Source organism: Mycobacterium shunyiense (genome assembly GCF_058270035.1).
In genome coordinates, this window is the sequence record NZ_JBZDPT010000002.1 from 49,064 (window position 1) to 67,574 (window position 18,511).

Annotated in this window: 2 protein-coding genes (1 of these 2 only partly in view); both read left to right on the top strand. The window is 66.7% G+C overall.

The annotated features are described in order from the left end of the window. Positions 1 to 231 carry an MbtH family protein gene (locus AC4ELS_RS02230; RefSeq protein WP_055113977.1) on the top strand — a complete coding sequence of 77 codons (231 nt, stop codon included), beginning with the start codon at positions 1 to 3 and terminating at the stop codon, positions 229 to 231. Beyond that, positions 221 to 18,511 carry the 5' portion of a non-ribosomal peptide synthase/polyketide synthase gene (locus AC4ELS_RS02235; protein ID WP_499045618.1) on the top strand. It continues 6,177 nt past the right edge of the window, so 18,291 of the gene's 24,468 nt are visible here — the first part of the coding sequence; the start codon lies at positions 221 to 223; its stop codon lies off the right edge, out of view. The genes AC4ELS_RS02230 and AC4ELS_RS02235 overlap by 11 nt, the downstream gene beginning before the upstream one ends.

Consider the following 18,511-nt stretch of genomic DNA (forward strand, 5'->3'; position numbering starts at 1 on the left):
GTGAGCATCAATCCATTCGACGACGACAACGGCAGTTTTTTCGTTTTGATCAACGACGAGGAGCAACACAGCCTGTGGCCGGCCTTCGCAGATGTTCCGGCCGGCTGGCGGGTGGTCTACGGCGAGGCGGATCGCGCCTCCTGCCTGGAGTACATCGAGCAACATTGGCCTGACATCCGGCCGAAGAGTCTCCGCGAGAGGTTGGCACAGGGTCGGACTGTTGATCAGTAAGCCGTCGGCTGGAAATACCCGAAGTGATCACGGGGCACTTCCGCTCACGCGGGGCCAGCTGGACATTTGGCTTGCCGAGGAGTCTGGGCGCGCCGGTGTCAAGTGGCAGCTGGGAATGCTTGCCCGTCTCGACGGCGTCATCGAACATGACGTCCTCGAACGGGCCATTCGTCACGTGGTCGCTGAGGCCGAACCCCTCAGGGCTGTATTTGCGGAGGTAGACGGCCAAGTTTTCCAGACAGTTGTCGACTATCCGGACATCGAACTCGGCCGCTACGACTTGACGGGCTCGGCCGACCCGGTGCAGGACGCCTATCGGGTGGTTGCAGCGATCCGTCGAACGCCGATGCCGCTGGACGGTCCGCTGTTCAAGTTCGCGTTGATGCAGACTCGGTCTGACGAGTTCTACTTTTTTGTGTGCTGTCACCACATCGCGATCGACGGCATCGGCATGGGTCTCGTCATTCACCAGATTGCCGCTGCCTATACAGCAATCGATGCCGGCGAGGCGATACCGCCCACGATCTTCGGCCCGCTGAAGAGCATCATCGATTGCGAGTCCGAATACGAGGCTACCGACGATTACCTCGTTGATCAGGCCTATTGGTCCAAGAATGTACCGCCTGAAGCTGAGTCTCGTCCTGGACCCGCCGTCGGAGTCGCAAACCCGATCGATGAGTACGAGCCTTCTGCGCCAATCCGATTGGATCGTTGCGCGGTCGACAGGGCGCGAGAGCTCTCGAAAGCTCTCGGGGTCCGCCGAGCGTCGGTGGTCGCCGCGGCGTACGCGCTGCTCGTACATGGCGAGACCGGGGGATCCGAGGTTGTCCTCGATTTTCCGGTGAGTCGACGGGTGAGTCCTGAAGTACTGCTGATGCCCGGGATGGTTTCCGGAGTCGTGCCATTGGTTCTGACGACGTCACCGCAGTCCACGGTGACCGAATTCTGCAGGCATGTCGACACACGCATCCAGGAAGCGATGCGCCATCAGCGTTTCCCGCTCCGCGCTATCGAGAACAAGACGCGTTTCCAGGGGGCCGGGCAGCCGTCGACTCGGGCCGCGATCAATTTCATCCCGACCATCCCGGTCGCCTATTTCGGTAGCACTTTCGGGTCGGGGACGGTGACCCACACCGGGCTGGTAGACCAGTTCGGTCTCGTGTTCCTCCAGGAAGGTGAAGATCTCCTTCTCAGCATGACGGGCGTGGGGGAGATGTTCGCCGGCTGCGACGCAGGCGATTTGGCGGACCGTTTCCAACGGGTGCTGACATCGATGACGGCCGACCCGGGACGGTCGATTTCCACTGTCGACGTCCGTGATGAGCTCACCGGGTTGGACGGGTGGGGTAATCGGGCGGCGCTCGAGGTGCCGGCTGCGGTGTCTGTGTCATCAGCGGCAATTCCGGAGCTGTTCGCCGCGCAGGTGGCCCGCGATCCGGCTGCGGTGGCGGTCAGTTTCGGTGACAGTTCGATGTCCTATCGCGGGCTGGATGCGGCTGCGAATCGGTTGGCGCACTTGCTTGTCGAGCGCGGTGTCGGTCCGGGGCAGCGGGTTGCGCTGCTGTTTCCACGCTCGGTCGAGGCCATCGTGGCGATCCTGGGTGTGCTCAAAACCGGTGCGGCGTATGTGCCGATCGATCCGTCGGTACCCGATACCCGGCTGGAGTTCGTGCTGACCGATGCATCCCCAGTTGTCGCCGTGACCACCGCCGATCTGTTCGATCGGCTCAGTGGGCGCGGGCTGGCGGTGATCGATGTTCACGACCGTTCGGTGTACGGCCGGCCGAGTACGCCGCTGCCGGCGCTGCCGACACCGGACGATACCGCGTATCTGATCTACACCTCGGGTACGACGGGTGTGCCCAAGGGCGTGGCGATTCCGCATCGGAATGTGACGCGGTTGTTGGATGCAATCGATCGTGATGTGGCGTTGTCGTCGGGTCAGGTGTGGACGCAGTGTCATTCGTTGGCGTTCGACTTCTCGGTGTGGGAGATCTTCGGTGCGCTGCTGCATGGTGCGCGGCTCGTCGTCGTATCCGAATCGGTGACGCGCTCGCCTGAAGAGTTCCACGCACTACTCGTCGACGAGCACGTCACGGTGCTGAGTCAGACTCCGTCGGCGTTCTATGCGTTGGCTGCCGTGGACACGGCACAGCCGGAGAACCGGCTGGCCCTCGAGGTGGTGGTGTTCGGTGGAGAAGCACTCGACCCGCCCCGCCTGAAAGCATGGCTGGCCGAACACCCTCGGCTGCCCCGGTTGATCAACATGTACGGGATCACCGAGACGACGGTGCACGCCTCGTTCCGTGAGATCACCTCCGCGGACGCCGAAGGCGATGTGAGTCCGATCGGTGTGCCACTGGCGGATCTGGCGTTTTTCGTGCTCGACGACTGGTTGCGTCCGGTGGCTACCGGTGCGGTGGGCGAGTTGTACGTGGCCGGTGCCGGTTTGGGTTATGGCTATGTGGGCCGGGCTCCGTTGAGCTCGACGCGATTTGTGGCCTGCCCCTTCGGCACACCGGGTGCGCGGATGTATCGCACCGGGGATCTCGTCTGTTGGAGTGCCGACGGGGAGCTCCATTATCTGGGTCGTGCCGACGAGCAGGTCAAGATTCGTGGCTACCGGATCGAGCTCGGTGAGATCGAAGCCGCATTGACGGCTTTGGTTGGCGTCGAGCAGGCGGTGGTGATCGCCCGGGAGGATCGCCCCGGGGACAAGCGGCTGGTGGGTTACCTGATCGGGTCCGCCGATCCGTCCGTGGCACGTGCGGCGCTGGCCGAGCGTCTGCCGTCCTACATGGTGCCCACGGCCGTGATCGCCTTGGATGCGTTCCCGTTGACCGTCAACGGCAAGCTCGACCGGAAAGCGTTGCCCGCACCCGAATATCACGACGTCGATGACTACCGGGCCCCGTCCACTCCCACCGAGGAGATCCTCGCCGGCATCTACGCCCAGATCCTGGGACTGGACCGGGTCGGCGTCGATGCATCGTTCTTCGAGTTGGGCGGGGACAGCATCCTGTCGATGCAGGTGGCCTCCCGAGCCCGCGCGGCGGGGCTGGTGTGCCGCCCCCGGGACATCTTCGTCCAGCAGACTGTCGCCCGCCTCGCTCAGGTGGTCGGGACGACCACGGTTGCGCACCGGCCCGCCGACGACGGACTGGGTTCGGTGACTGCGACCCCGATCATGTGGTGGCTGAAGGACCTGGAAACGGCCGACAGCCCGATCGACCAGTTCAATCAGACGGTGGTGCTGCAGGCACCCTCCGAAATCAGCGAGTGCGATCTCGTAATCCTGTTGCAGGCCTTGATCGATCGGCACGGCACACTCCGGTTGCGTGCCCAGGACGACGGCGCGGCCAGATGGTCGTTGACTGTTCCCGATGTGGGCTCGGTTGACGCCGCCGACTGCCTGCACGCGGTAGATGTGCTGTCCGATGAGGCCCTGCTGACGGCACGGTCGCGGTTGAACCCGGCCGCCGGGACGATGCTCAGCGCGCTGTGGGTGTCTTCTGCACGCCAGCTGGTATTGATCGTTCACCATCTGTCGGTTGACGGGGTGTCGTGGCGAATCGTGTTGGAGGATCTCAACATCGCCTGGGCCCAGCTTCGCAGCGGGCAGCCTCCGGCATTGCCGGATACCGGCACGTCCTTCGGTCGCTGGGCGGATCTGCTGGCTCACGCTGCGCGGCACCCGCACGTAGGGGAGCTGGCACAGCAGTGGCGGCAGATCGCCGCGACACCGGCGAAGTTGCCCGAGCCGCAACCCGAGGTCGACACCTACGCGACCGCCGGACAGCTGTCGATGGTGCTGGACGCCGAGACCACCCAGATGCTGCTCGGCGCAGTGCCTGCCGCGTTTCACGCCGGGGTGCATGACATCTTGTTGATCGCCTTCGGGTTGGCGGTGGCCGAATTCTCACGCGCCGGCGGCGCACCGATCGCCATTGACGTCGAGGGTCACGGTCGCCACGAGGAGATGGCAGACCTGGGTGGGATTCCCGCTCGAGATGTCGACCTGTCGCGCACGGTCGGATGGTTCACCACCAAATACCCGGTGGCGTTGAGCTTCGATCGCGGTGGTGGCCTGTCGTGGGCCCAGGTGGTCGCCGGTGATGCGGCTCTCGGCGCCACGCTCAAAGATGCCAAGGAGCAGCTGCGGGCCCAGCCCGACGGCCTGACTTACGGCCTACTGCGGTACCTGAACCCGGACGTGGACCTGGCCGGGCCTGACCCGGTGATCGCATTCAACTACCTGGGGCGCCTGGGGGCGACGCCGGACGAGACGTCCGCTGATGTCTGGCGGATCTGCCCCGATGGCTTCTCGTCGGCGAGCATCGCAGCGGCGGTGCCCACCGCACTGGGGCACACCGTGGAACTCAACGCGGCCACTGTCGACACCGCCGTCGGCGTCCAATTGAATGCCGACTGGACGTGGGCGCTCTCTGCGCTCGACGACGAGCTGGTGAACCGATTGGGCCAGTTGTGGTTCGAGGCCCTGACCGGCATCTGCGAGCATGTGCGTCGCGGTGGCGGCGGCTTGACTCCGTCGGACATCGCCCCGGCCGAGTTGAGCCAGCAGCAGATCGACGAGCTGAGTCGGCAGTACCGCGTCGCCGACGTGTTGCCGCTGACACCGCTGCAACAGGGACTGCTCTACCACGCCGGCGCCGCACTGGACTCTGACGACGTCTACGCGATGCAGCTCGACATCACATTGAGCGGACCGCTCGACGAGAATCGGCTCCGCGATGCGGTGCAGACGGTCGCGGCACGGCATCCCCACCTCGCGGCCCGGTTCTGCGAACAGTTCGAGCAGCCGGTGCAGGTCATCTTTGTCGACCCCGCGGTGCCGTGGCGGTTTGTCGAACTGAATCCCGACGCCGACGTCGTCGATGACCAGATCCAGGCGGTCTGTGCCGCCGAACGTGCCGCGGTGTGCGACCTCCACAACCAGGCGCCGTTTCGGGCTGCCCTCATCCGCGTCGCGGATGAGCGGCACCGTTTCGTACTGACCACCCACCACATCGTCCTCGACGGCTGGTCGATGCCGATCCTGCTGCAGGAGATCTTCGCAAGCTTCGGTGGGCATCGGCTGCCTGCCGCCGCACCGTACCGCCGATTCGTCACCTGGCTGGGCGAACGGGATCACGCCGGCGCCCACGAGGCGTGGCAGGAAAGGTTGACTGGCTTCGACACTCCCACCCTGGTCGGCCCGGGAGACCGAAAAGGGCTGGGGCAACGAGGCGTCGAGTCATTCCGGCTGCCCCTCGAGATCACCCGGGCCCTCGGCGACCTGGCTCGCTCGCATCACACCACCGCCAACGTGGTGTTGCAGGGCGCGTGGGCGCTGATGCTCAGCTCGCTGACCGGTCAGTCTGACGTCGCATTCGGCACGACGGTCTCGGGGCGTCCGGACGAGGTCGCCGGCGCGGATTCGATGGTGGGCCTGCTCATCAACACGGTGCCGGTTCGGGCCACCTTCACGCCGGCAACCAGCACCGCGGACCTGCTCGATCAGCTGCAGAGTGCCCACAACGACACGCTCGAGCATCAGCACCTGGCGCTCCGGGACATCCACCGCATCACCGGCCAGGACCAACTGTTCGACACCCTCCTGGTTTTCGAGAACTATCCGATCGAGACCACCGCGCCGCTGGGTGTCGACGGCTTGACCGTCACCGAGTTCGATTTCCGCGAGTCCAACCACTACCCGCTGGCGGTGCAGGCGCTGCCCGGCCGCGAGACCGGGCCACGCGTCGACCGCGAAATGCAGCTACGCGTCGAGTACGACACCGATGTCTTCGACCTCGGCGCCATCGAGGTCCTGATCGATCGGTTGAAGACGATCCTGGCGTCGATGGCCGTGGATCCGGACCGGCCATTGTCGTCGGTCGATCTGCTGGACGAGCGCACGCACTCCCGCCTCGACGAGTGGAGCAACCTGGCCGTATTGGCCAAACCGGCCACAGCGCAGTCAATTCCGACGTTGTTCGCCGAACAGGTCGCGCGCACGCCCGACGCCGTGGCGGTGACCTTCGACGGCCGGTCGATGACCTACCGGGAACTCGATGTCGCAGCCAACCGGCTTGCGCACCTGTTGGCAGGTCACGGCGCCGGCCCGGGTGAGGTTGTGGCGCTGCTGTTCTCCCGGTCTGCCGAGGCGATCGTGGCGATTCTGGCGGTGCTGAAGACCGGCGCGGCCTATGTCCCGGTGGACCCGGCACTTCCGTTGGCGCGTATCGAGTTCATGGTGGCCGACGCCGCCCCCATCGTCGCGGTCACCACCGCCGACCGGCGGTCGCGTCTGGACGGGTGCGACCTCCACGTCGTCGACGTCGACGACGCGGCTGTGGACCACCACCCCGCCAGCGCGCCCTCGGGACCGGGACCCGACGACATCGCTTACATCATCTATACCTCGGGCACCACCGGTGTCCCGAAAGGTGTTGCCATCCCGCATCGGAACGTACCCGGGCTGTTCGGCTCACTCGACACCCACGTGTCGTCAGGGCCGGGTCAGGTTTGGACGCAGTGGCATTCGTACAGCTTCGACGTCTCGGTGTGGGAGATCTTCGGTGCGTTGCTGCACGGCGCACGTCTGCTGGTGGTACCTGAACACGTCGCCGAATCGCCCGACGCTTTCCATCAGCTGCTGGTCGCCGAACGCGTCACCGTGCTGAGTCAGACGCCCTCGGCAGCGGGGATGATCTCGCCGCAAGGCCTGGACTCGGCTGCCTTGGTGGTGGCCGGCGAGGCCTGCCCGTCTGAATTGGTCGACCGCTGGGCGCCCGGACGCGTGATGATCAACGCCTACGGTCCCACCGAGGCCACGGTGTACGCGTCGATGAGCGCACCGCTCGCCCCGGGGCCGGTCGTGCCCATCGGCAAGCCGGTGGCCGGGGGAGCGTTGTTCATCCTGGACGCCTGGCTGCGTCCGGTGCCGCCCGGAGTGGTCGGCGAGCTTTACATCGCCGGTCGGGGTGTGGGCGTGGGTTATTGGCGCCGGGCAGGTTTGACCGCGTCGCGGTTCGTGGCCTGCCCGTTCGGCAGCGCGGGACAACGGATGTATCGCACCGGCGATCTGGTGCGGTGGGGCGACGACGGTCAGGTGCAGTACCTCGGGCGCGCCGACGAGCAGGTCAAGATCCGGGGCTACCGCATCGAACTCGGTGAAGTACAAGCCGCGCTCGCGGCTGTCGACGGGGTGACACAGGCGGTGGTGATCGCCCGCGGCGACGACGCCGGTCCCGTGCGCCTCGTCGGCTACATCACCGGCACCGCCGATCCGGGCCAGGTCCGCGCCGAGGTGGCCGAGCGGCTGCCGAACTACATGGTCCCGGCCGCGGTGGTGGCGATCGACGCGGTGCCGCTGACGGTCAACGGCAAGCTGGACCGACGCGCGCTGCCCGCACCTGACTTCGCCGGCACCGATCACTATCGGGCACCGTCCAACCCGGTCGAGGAGATCCTGGCCGACGCCTATGCCCGGGTCCTGGGCCTGAATCGGGTAGGTATCGACGACTCGTTCTTCGATCTGGGCGGGGATTCGCTCTCCGCGATGCGTCTGGTCGCGGCGGTCAACACATCCCTGAAGGCAGGAATCGGGGTGCGCTCGTTGTTCGACGCGCCCACGGTCGCGCAGTTGGCGTGCCATATCGGTGGGGAAGCGGCTCAGTTGCAGCCGCTGGCCGCCGGTGAGCGCCCGGACGTGGTTCCGTTGTCGTTCGCCCAGTCGCGCTTGTGGTTCCTGGATCAATTGCAGGGCCCCTCATCGGTTTACAACATGACGGCCGCCTTCCGCCTCAGCGGCGCGCTGGATGTCGATGCGTTGCGTGCGGCGCTTACCGATGTGGTGGACCGGCACGAGAGCCTGCGGACGTTGTTCGCCGCACCCGACGGGATTCCCCGCCAGGTGGTGATGGCACGTGGACCTGTGGAATTCGGTTGGGAGGTCGTCGACGCCACCGATTGGACGGCGGTGCGCCTACAGGAGGCCGTCGAGGCCGCGTCGCGACACACCTTCGACCTGTCCACCGAGATCCCTTTGCGGGCCCGGCTGTTCCGCCTGGCAGAGGACGAGCATGTGCTCACTGCGGTGGTGCACCATATCGCCGCCGACGGCTGGTCGATCACTCCGCTGGTGGCCGATCTGGGGGTGGCCTACACCAGTCGATGCGCCGGACAGGCACCCGGCTGGGCGGACCTGGCGGTGCAGTACGCCGACTACACGTTGTGGCAGCGCGCCCAGTTCGGCGATCTCCAGGACAGCCACAGCCGAATTGCGGGGCAGGTGGCCTACTGGCAGGACGCGCTGGCCGGGATTCCAGAGCGCACCGCGCTACCCACCGATCGGCCCTACCCGCTGATGTCCGATCAGCGGGGCGCGACGTTGGCGGTGGACTGGCCTGCCGAGTTGCAGCAGCAGGTGGCCCGGTTCGCTCGGGAGCACAATGCGACCAGTTTCATGGTGGTCCAGGCAGCGCTGCTGACGCTGCTGTCCAAGCTCAGTGCGAGTGCGGATGTGGCGGTTGGTTTTCCGATCGCAGGACGTCGCGATCCGGCACTGGATGACCTGGTCGGCTTCTTCGTCAACACCTTGGTTCTGCGGGTCGACCTCTCAGGCGATCCGACGGTCGCCGAGGTCCTGGCTCAGGTTCGCGCGCGGAGTCTGGCCGCGTTCGACCACCAGGATGTACCGTTCGAGGTCCTGGTCGAGCGGCTGAACCCGACTCGGTCGCTGGCACATCACCCGTTGATCCAGGTGGCGTTGGCATGGCAGAACCTCGGCCGGCACGACGTCAACGATCCGGCCGCCGGAATGGCGTTGGGCGATCTGCAGGTCTCCCCGGTGCCGGTGGATACCCACACCGCGCGAATGGATTTGAATTTCTCGCTGACGGATCGCCGGACCGACGCCGGTGAGCCGGCAGGCATCGGCGGGACGGTGGAATTCCGCACCGACGTGTTCGACGCCGACACCATCGCAACACTGGTCGCCCGGCTGCAGCGAGTCCTGACCGCGATGACTGCCGATCCGGCCGCGCGGTTGTCGTCGGTTGATCTGCTCGATGCCGATGACCACGCCCGTCTCGCGGCGGTCGGCAACCAGGCGACGCTGACCCGCCCCGCGCCGAGGGCCGTGTCGGTGCCGGCATTGTTCGCCGAACACGTGACGCGTACTCCGGATGCAGTGGCGGTCACCTGCGGCGACCGTTCATGGACCTACCGCCAACTCGATGAAGCCGCGAACCGGTTGGCGCACTTGCTGATCGGTTATGGAGCCGGTCCCGGCCGGTGTGTGGCGCTGCTGTTCAACCGGTCAGCCGAGGCGATCGTGGCGATCCTGGCGATTCTCAAAACCGGTGCCGCATATCTTCCGATCGATCCGTCGGTGCCCGATACGCGACTGGATTTCGTGCTGGCCGATGCGGTACCGGTGGCCGCGGTCACCACCACCGATCTGGTCGAGCGGCTGCAGGGCCGCGGCTTGGCGATCGTCGACGCGAGCGTCGAGCCGGGCAACCAGTCGAGTAAAGCCCTGCCGACGCCCGATGCGGACGACATCGCGTACCTGATCTACACGTCGGGCACCACAGGCGTTCCCAAGGGTGTCGCGGTCACCCACCACAACGTGACCCAGCTCCTCGAGACACTCGATGCCGGACTGCCGCACCCCGGCGTGTGGCCGCAGTGCCATTCGCTGGCCTTCGATGTCTCGGTCTGGGAGATCTTCGGCGCTCTGCTCCGTGGTGGGCGGGTGGTGGTGGTGTCCGAGGAGATCACCGTTTCCCCGGAAGATTTCCACGCCTTGCTCGTTCGCGAGAACGTCGACGTTCTCACCCAAACACCGTCAGCCGTGCGGGTGTTGCCGCGTGAGGGGTTGGAGTCGGCGGCACTGGTCGTGGTCGGTGAGGCCTGCCCACCGGAGGTGGTGGAGCAGTGGGCCCCTGGCCGGGTGATGATCAACGCCTACGGTCCGACCGAAACCACGATGTGTGTGGCGATCAGTGCGCCCCTGAAGGTGGAAGCCGCCGGACCACACGTGGTCCCCATCGGCTCACCGGTTCCCGGAGCGGCGCTGTTCGTGCTCGACGAGTGGTTGCGCCCGGTTCCGGCCGGAGTCATCGGCGAGCTGTACGTGGCGGGTGCAGGCCTGGGATACGGCTACGTGGGCCGGGCCGGGTTGACCGCCTCACGGTTTGTCGCATGTCCGTTCGGCGGCGTCGGAACGCGCATGTATCGGACCGGAGACCTGGTGTGCTGGCGGCCCGATGGACAGCTGGAGTACCTCGGCCGCGCAGACGAGCAGGTCAAGATCCGCGGCTACCGCATCGAACTCGGTGAGGTCCAGGCCGCCCTGGCCGAACTCGAAGGCGTCGAGCAGGCAGTCGTGATCGCCAGGGAAGACCGTCCCGGTGACAAGCGGCTGGTCGGATATCTCACGGGCACCGCGGATCCGGCCGGGGTCCGGGCCGAGCTGGCCGAGCGGCTACCCGCCTTCATGGTCCCCGTCGCGGTGGTGGCGCTGGCCGCACTTCCGTTGACGGTGAACGGAAAACTCGACACGCGGGCACTTCCCGCGCCCGACTACACAGACGGGGAGCGCTACCGTGCCCCGGCAGACGCCGTCGAAGAAGTCCTGACCGGTATCTACGCCCAGGTTCTCGGGCTCGAGCGGGTCGGAGTCGACGACTCGTTCTTCGACCTCGGCGGCGACAGCATCCTGTCGATGCAGGTCGTTGCCCGGGCTCGCGCGGCCGGCCTGGTGTGTCGCCCACGCGATGTGTTCGTCGAGCAGACGGTGGCCCGGTTGGCCCGGGTCGCCGGTGTGACCGCCGGATCACATGGCCCGGTCGACGAGGGCGTGGGACCGGTGCCGGCCACCCCGATCATCAGGTGGCTGCATGCCGTGGAACGCTCCGGCGGCCCCATCGACCAGTTCAACCAGACGCTGCTGGTGCAGGCTCCCGGTGGGGCGACCGAAGCCGACGTCGTCATCATGTTGCAGGCGTTGCTGGATCGGCATGCCATGCTGCGGCTGCGTGCCGAGGCCGACCAGGCGGGCGGGTGGTCGTTGACCGCCCCCGAGCCGGGTTCTGTCGACGCAAGCGAATGTCTGCAGTCGGTGGCGGCACTGACGGACGAGGCACTGGTAGTCGCACGGTCGGGGTTGGACCCGGCCTCTGGCGCGATGTTGCGGGCGTTGTGGGTCACCTCCACGGCTCAGCTGGTGTTGGTCGTTCACCACCTGGCGGTCGACGGGGTGTCGTGGCGAATCATCCTGGAAGACCTCAACATCGCCTGGGCGCAGCATCGCGGCGGCCACCCGGTCGTGCTGCCTCCCGCGGGGACGTCGTTCACCCGCTGGGCCGGACTGCTGGAGGCCTACGCGAGCGATCCGGACGTTGCGAGCCGGGCGCAGGAGTGGCGACGGATCGCAGCGACGCCCGCGGTGTTTCCGCCAGTGCACCCCGAAACGGATACCTACGCGACCGCCGGCCAGTTGCCGATATCGCTGGACACCGAGACCACGCGAATGTTGCTCGGCGAGGTGCCGACAGCGTTCCACGCCGGGGTACACGACATCCTCCTGATCGCATTCGGCCTCGCGCTGGCTGAATTCACGGGCAGCGGCGGCGATCCGATTGCGCTCGATGTCGAGGGCCACGGGCGGCATGAGGAGATTGCCGCTGACGTCGACCTGTCCCGCACGGTCGGGTGGTTCACCACGAAATACCCGGTTGCACTGTCTCTGGGCGCGCTGTCCTGGGATCAGGTGATCGCCGGTGACCCGGCGTTGGGCGCGGCGGTCAAAGAGGCCAAGGAACAGCTGCGGGGCCAACCGGACCCCTTGTCCTACGGGCTGCTGCGCTACCTCAACCCCGATGTCGACCTCGACATGGCCGACCCCACAGTCGGATTCAACTACCTCGGCCGCCTCGGGGGCGGGTCCACGCAAATGACCGGCGAGTTGTGGCAGATGCCGGCAGAAGCCGCATCGACCACCGCTGTGACCGCGGCGATATCGATGCCGTTGTCCCACACCGTGGCCCTCAATGCCGGCACCGTCGACACCGGTGCAGGCCCGCATCTGCAGGCCAACTGGACCTGGGCGCAATCGTCGATCGACGAGGCCGAGATCATGCGGCTGAGCCAATTGTGGCTGGACGCCCTGAGCGGTCTCTGCGTGCACGTGCGAAGTGGCGGAGGGGGATTGACCCCGTCGGACATCGCGCCGGCCCGGCTTGCCCAGCACGAGATCGACGAATTGTCACAGCAGTACCGGATCGCGGACATTTTGCCGCTGACCGCGCTACAGCAAGGCCTGGTCTTCCACAGCAGCACCGCGCAGGGGCCCGACGACGATCTGTATGTCGTCCAACTGGACATCACGGTCGCCGGAATGCTCAACGAGCACCGGCTGCGCGATGCTGTACAGGCCGTTGCCAATCGCCATCCACACCTGGCGGCCCGATTCTGCGAGCAGTTCGACGAGCCGGTGCAGATCATTCCGGCCGATCCCACCGCGGGTTGGCGATATGTCGAATTGGGCGCCGCGGCAACCGAGGAACAGATCCGACAGATCTGCGCCGAGGAACGCAGCGCGGTGTGCGACCTGGCCCATCCACCGGCTTTCCGGGTGGCGGTCGTCCGCACTGCGAACAACCGACATCGAGTGGTGCTGACCAATCACCACATCGTGCTCGACGGCTGGTCGCTGCCCATCCTGTTGCAAGAGATCTTCGCCTGCTATCAAGGGCTTCGGCTGCCCGCGGCCACGCCGTATCGCAGTTTCATCACCTGGCTGGCCGATCGCGACGTCGCGGCCGCACACGCAGCCTGGCGCGAGGTACTGGCCGGCTTCGACACACCCACCTTGGTCGGTCCGTCGCAGAAGTCAGGGTCGGGGCGCCGTGGCGTGTGGGCGCATCGACTGTCCGAGCAGACCACTCGGGCGCTCAATGATCTGGCGCGCTCACACCACACCACCGTCAACATCGTGCTGCAGGGTGCGTGGGCACTGCTGCTGAACTCCCTTACCGGCCAGTATGACATCGCCTTCGGCACGGTGGTCTCGGGTCGGCCGGCCGAGGTGCCCGGCGCGGAATCGATGGTGGGTCTGCTGATCAACACGGTGCCCGTGCGCGCTGACATCACCGCGGCGACCAGCACCGCCGACCTACTCGACCACCTGCAGAGCGCACAGACCAAAACCCTTGAGCACCAATATCTGGCGCTCAGCGAGATTCATCGCATCACCGACCAGGACCGTCTGTTCGACACCTTGTTCGTGTTCGAGAACTACCCGGTGGACACCAACGCATTGTCCGGAGTGGACGACGGACTGGAGATCACCGAGTTCACCAGCCACGAGTCCACCGACTACCCGCTCACGATGCAGGCGATACCCGGTGACGAACTGCGGCTGCGTCTCGAATACGACACCGATGTGTTCGACCCGACCGACATCGAAGCCCTCACCAAACGGATCGAGGCGATCCTGGCGGCGATGACCGCCGCCCCGGATCGGCAGCTGTCGGCGCTGGATCTGCTCGACGAGTCCGAACGGGCGCGCCTTCAGCGCTGGGGCAACCGGGACGTCCTGGCTCACCTGCCGCAGCCGACGTCGGTGCCGGAACTGTTCACCGCCCAGGTTGCACGTACGCCGGAGGCGGTGGCGCTGGTCTGCGAGGACCGGACCTTCACCTACCGCGAACTCGACGAGGCCGCGAATCGATTGGCACACTTGCTCGTCGGTGAGGGAGTAGGTCCCGGCGAGCGGGTCGCGTTGATGTTCCCCCGTTCGGCAGAGGCAGTCGTGGCGATCTTGGCGGTGCTCAAGGCCGGTGCGGCCTACCTGCCGATCGACCCGGCCCTGCCGGAGACCCGGGTCGATTTCATGCTGACCGACGCCGCCCCCATCGCCGCGGTCACCACCAGGGCGCTGTTCGATCGGTTCGACGGTCACCAGCTGAGGATTTTCGACGGCGGCGATGTTGCCGACCCCATCGTGGCCACCCAGCCCAGTACGGCACCGACGCCGCCGGCCCCCGACGACATGGCCCACATCATCTACACCTCGGGCACCACCGGGCAGCCCAAGGGCGTTGCGGTCACCCAGCACAACGTGGCGCAGCTGTTCGACTCGTTGCAGATCGGGATACCGCTTGCGCCGGGACAGGTGTGGACGCAGTTCCACTCATATGCCTTCGACTTCTCGGTGTGGGAGATCTGGGGTGCGCTGCTGCACGGCGGGCGCCTCGTGGTGGTGCCGGAGTCGGTGACGCGCTCACCGGAGGACTTCCACGACCTGTTGGTGCGTGAACAGGTCACGGTGTTGACGCAGACCCCGTCGGCCGTGGGCGTGCTGGCGGTGCAAGGCCTGGACGACACGGCGCTGGTGATCGGCGCCGAGCCCTGCCCGCCGGACCTGGTGGATCGCTGGTCTCCGGGGCGGGTGATGGTCAACGTCTACGGCCCGACGGAGACCACGATGTGGTTGTGCGCCAGCACGCCTCTGGAGGCCGGTTCCGGTGCGCCGCCGATCGGCTCGCCCACGGCGTGGGCGGCGTTCTTCGTACTGGACGAGTGGCTGCGCCCGGTGCCCGCAGGCGTGGTCGGCGAGTTGTACCTGTCGGGTGCCGGTGTGGGCGTGGGGTATTGGCGTCGTACGGGATTGACCGCATCGCGTTTCATGGCGTGTCCGTTCGGGGAACCTGGCTCGCGCATGTACCGCACCGGCGATCTGGTGCGTTGGCGCGCCGACGGACAGCTGGACTACTTCGGCCGCGCCGATGAGCAGGTCAAGATCCGCGGGTATCGTATCGAGCTCGGCGAGATCCAGTCCGCGCTCACCGCGCTCGAGGGAGTCGACCAGGCAGCGGTGATCGCCCGCGAGGACAATCCGGGTGACAAGCGACTGGTTGGCTACATCACCGGGACCGCCGATCCGGTCCAGGCACGCGCCGCGCTGGCCGAACGCTTGCCGGGCTATATGGTTCCCGCCTCGGTGGTGGCGCTGGCCGCGCTGCCGGTGACGGTGAACGGCAAACTCGACGCCCGGGCGCTGCCGGCGCCGGACTTCCAGGACGCCGGTCACTATCGTGCGCCCGCCGGCCCCGATGAGGAGATCCTGGCCGGGATCTTCGCCCGCGTCCTCGGCGTGGAGCGGGTGGGCGCCGACGACTCGTTCTTCGATCTGGGCGGGGATTCGGTCTCGACCATGCGCCTGGTCTCCGCGATCAACGCCGCTCTGGACACCGAACTGTCGGTACGCACGGTGTTCGAAGCGCCCACGGTCGCCCAATTGGCATTGCATGTCAGTGAACGCGCAGGGCGCCTGGAGCCACTGGTGGCCGGAGAACGCCCGGATGTGATCCCACTGTCGTTCGCCCAGAACCGGTTGTGGTTCGTCGACCAGTTCCAGGGGCCGTCCCCGGTCTACAACATGCCGGTCGGTCTGCAACTGCATGGGCACCTCGACGCGGACGCGTTGGGTGCAGCGCTCGCGGATGTGGTGGCTCGCCATGAGAGCCTGCGGACGTTGTTCGATGCGCCGGAGGGAACACCTCGGCAGGTGGTGGCATCGGTCGACGCGATCGAGTTCGGTTGGAGCGTCGTGGATGCCACCGCTTGGCCGGCCGGTGCGCTCGAGGAGGGCATCGCCGAGACAGTGCGGTACAGCTTCGACCTGGCCGCCGAGATACCCTTGCGGGCAAAACTTTTCCGCGTCGCGGAAGATGAGCACGTACTGGTGGCCGTCGTGCACCATATCGCCGCCGACGGGTGGTCCCTTACCCCGCTGGTGCGTGACCTGAGCGTGGCCTACGCCAGCCGGAGCAGGGCAGAGGCTCCCGAGTGGGAGCCTCTGCCGGTGCAATACGTCGACTACACGCTGTGGCAGCGTGCCCAGCTCGGTGATCTCGACGACACCGACAGTCCGATCGCCGCGCAGCTGGCCTACTGGGAAGAGGTGCTGGCGGGCCTGCCCGAACACCTGGCTCTGCCAACCGACCGTCCTTACCCGCCGGTTGCCGATCAGCGCGGGTCCACCGTGGCGGTGGATTGGCCGGTCGAGTTGCAGCAACGGGTGAATGAGGTGGCCGCCGAGCACAGCGCGACCAACTTCATGGTGATGCAGGCTTCCCTCGCCGTTCTGCTGTCCAACCTGGGCGCGAGTTCAGATGTGGCCGTTGGCTTCCCGATCGCCGGGCGCGGTAACGCAGCTCTCGATGAGCTGGTGGGTTTCTTCGTCAACAACTTGGTGTTGCGAGTGGATCTGGATGGGGATCCCACGGTGGCGGAGTTGCTGGCGCAGGTGCGGACTCGCACCCTGGCCGCCTTCGAGAACCAGGACGTGCCGTTCGAAGTTCTGGTGGAGCGCCTCAATCCGACCCGGAGCCTGACCCATCATCCGCTGGTGCAGGTCGCGTTGGCTTGGCAGAACCTTCCCTGGCAGGACACCGGTCCGGCGGACGGGTTGACCCTGGGCGATCTCCAGGTGACACCCCTGCCGGTGGACACCCAGACCGCCCGTATGGATCTGACCTTGTCCCTCGGCGAACGGTGGACCTCCGACGGTGAGCCCGCCGGGATCGGCGGCGCGGTGGAATTCCGCACCGACGTGTTCGACGCAGACAGCATCGTGGTGCTGATCGCGCGGTGGCAGCGCGTATTGGCAGCGATGACATCCGATCCCACCCAGCGGCTGTCGACTCTGGATCTGCTCGACACGGCCGAGCATGTCCGCCTCGACGGCTGGGGCAACCGGGCAGTGTTGACGACTCCCGAGCCCGACCGCTCCGCCGTGTCGATTCCAGAACTGTTCGCCATACAGGTCGTCCGTGACCCCGAGGCGGTGGCCATCTCCGCCGACGGTCGCAGCATGACTTATCTGGAACTCGATAGTGCCGCACACCGGTTGGCCCACAAGCTGGGTGCCCACGGTGTCGGCCCGGGGGCATGCGTGGCACTGCTGGCGGAGCGCTCCGCGGATGCGGTGGTGGCCATGCTGGCCGTGCTCACGACCGGTGCGGCGTATCTGCCGATCGACCCGGTGCTACCCGATGCGCGGATCGAATTCATGCTCGCCGACGCCGCACCGGCCGCCGCGATCGTCACCGCGGGTCTCGCCGACCGACTGGCCGGATGCGACGTCCTGGTCATCGACGTCGGTGACACCGCCGACGTCGCACACCCGGATCCCTACGGGGCCACCGACATCCGACTCGCGGCGCCGGAAGCCGACGACATCGCGTATCTGATCTACACCTCGGGCACCACCGGCGTCCCCAAAGGCGTGGCGATCACCCACCGCAACGTGACCGAACTGCTGGGGACCCCGGACACCTTCTTGGCCGGAAAAACCTGGACACAGTGGCATTCCTACGCCTTCGATGCCTCGGTCGAGGAGATCTGGGGCGCGCTGCTACACGGTGGCCGACTGGTGGTCGTACCCGAATCTGTGGCTCGCTCACCAGAAGACCTGCAGACCCTGCTCGTTGCCGAACAGGTCGACGTGTTGAGCCAGACCCCGTCGGCGGTGGCGATGTTGTCACCTGAGCGGTTGGCCGGCGTGACGTTGTTGGTGGCCGGTGAGGCCTGCTCGGCCGACACGGTGGACCGTTGGGCGCCGGGGCGGGTGATGGTCAACGCCTACGGCCCGACGGAAACGACGATATGTGCCTCCAGGACTGTGCCTTTGAGCGCCGGGGCCGGGGCGCCGTCGATCGGCGCGCCGGTACCGGGCGCGGCGCTGTTCGTGCTGGACGGATCGATGCGGCAGGTGCCGCCCGGCGTCGTCGGGGAGTTGTACGTGGCCGGTCGCAGCGTGGGTCTCGGCTACCTGGGCCGGGCTGACCTGACCGGCTCCCGCTTTGTGGCCTGCCCGTTCGGCCTACCGGGCAGCCGCATGTACCGCACCGGCGACCTGGTGTCCTGGGGCACCGATGGTCAATTGCGCTACGTGGGCCGTGCTGATGAGCAGATCAAGGTCCGCGGATACCGCATCGAGCTCGGCGAGATCCAGGCGGTGCTGGCCGGTTTGGACGGCGTCGAGCAGGCGGCGGTGGTCGCTCGTGCGGACCGGCCAGACACCCTGCGGCTGGTGGGCTACGTGACCGGGACAGCGGAGCCGGGCAAGCTGCGTGCCCAGCTCGCCGAGCAGCTCCCGGCTTATATGGTTCCGGCCGCCGTGGTCGTCCTGGCGGCTTTGCCGTTGACCCCCAACGGAAAACTGAACACCCGCGCCCTGCCGGCACCCGAGTACCAGGACATC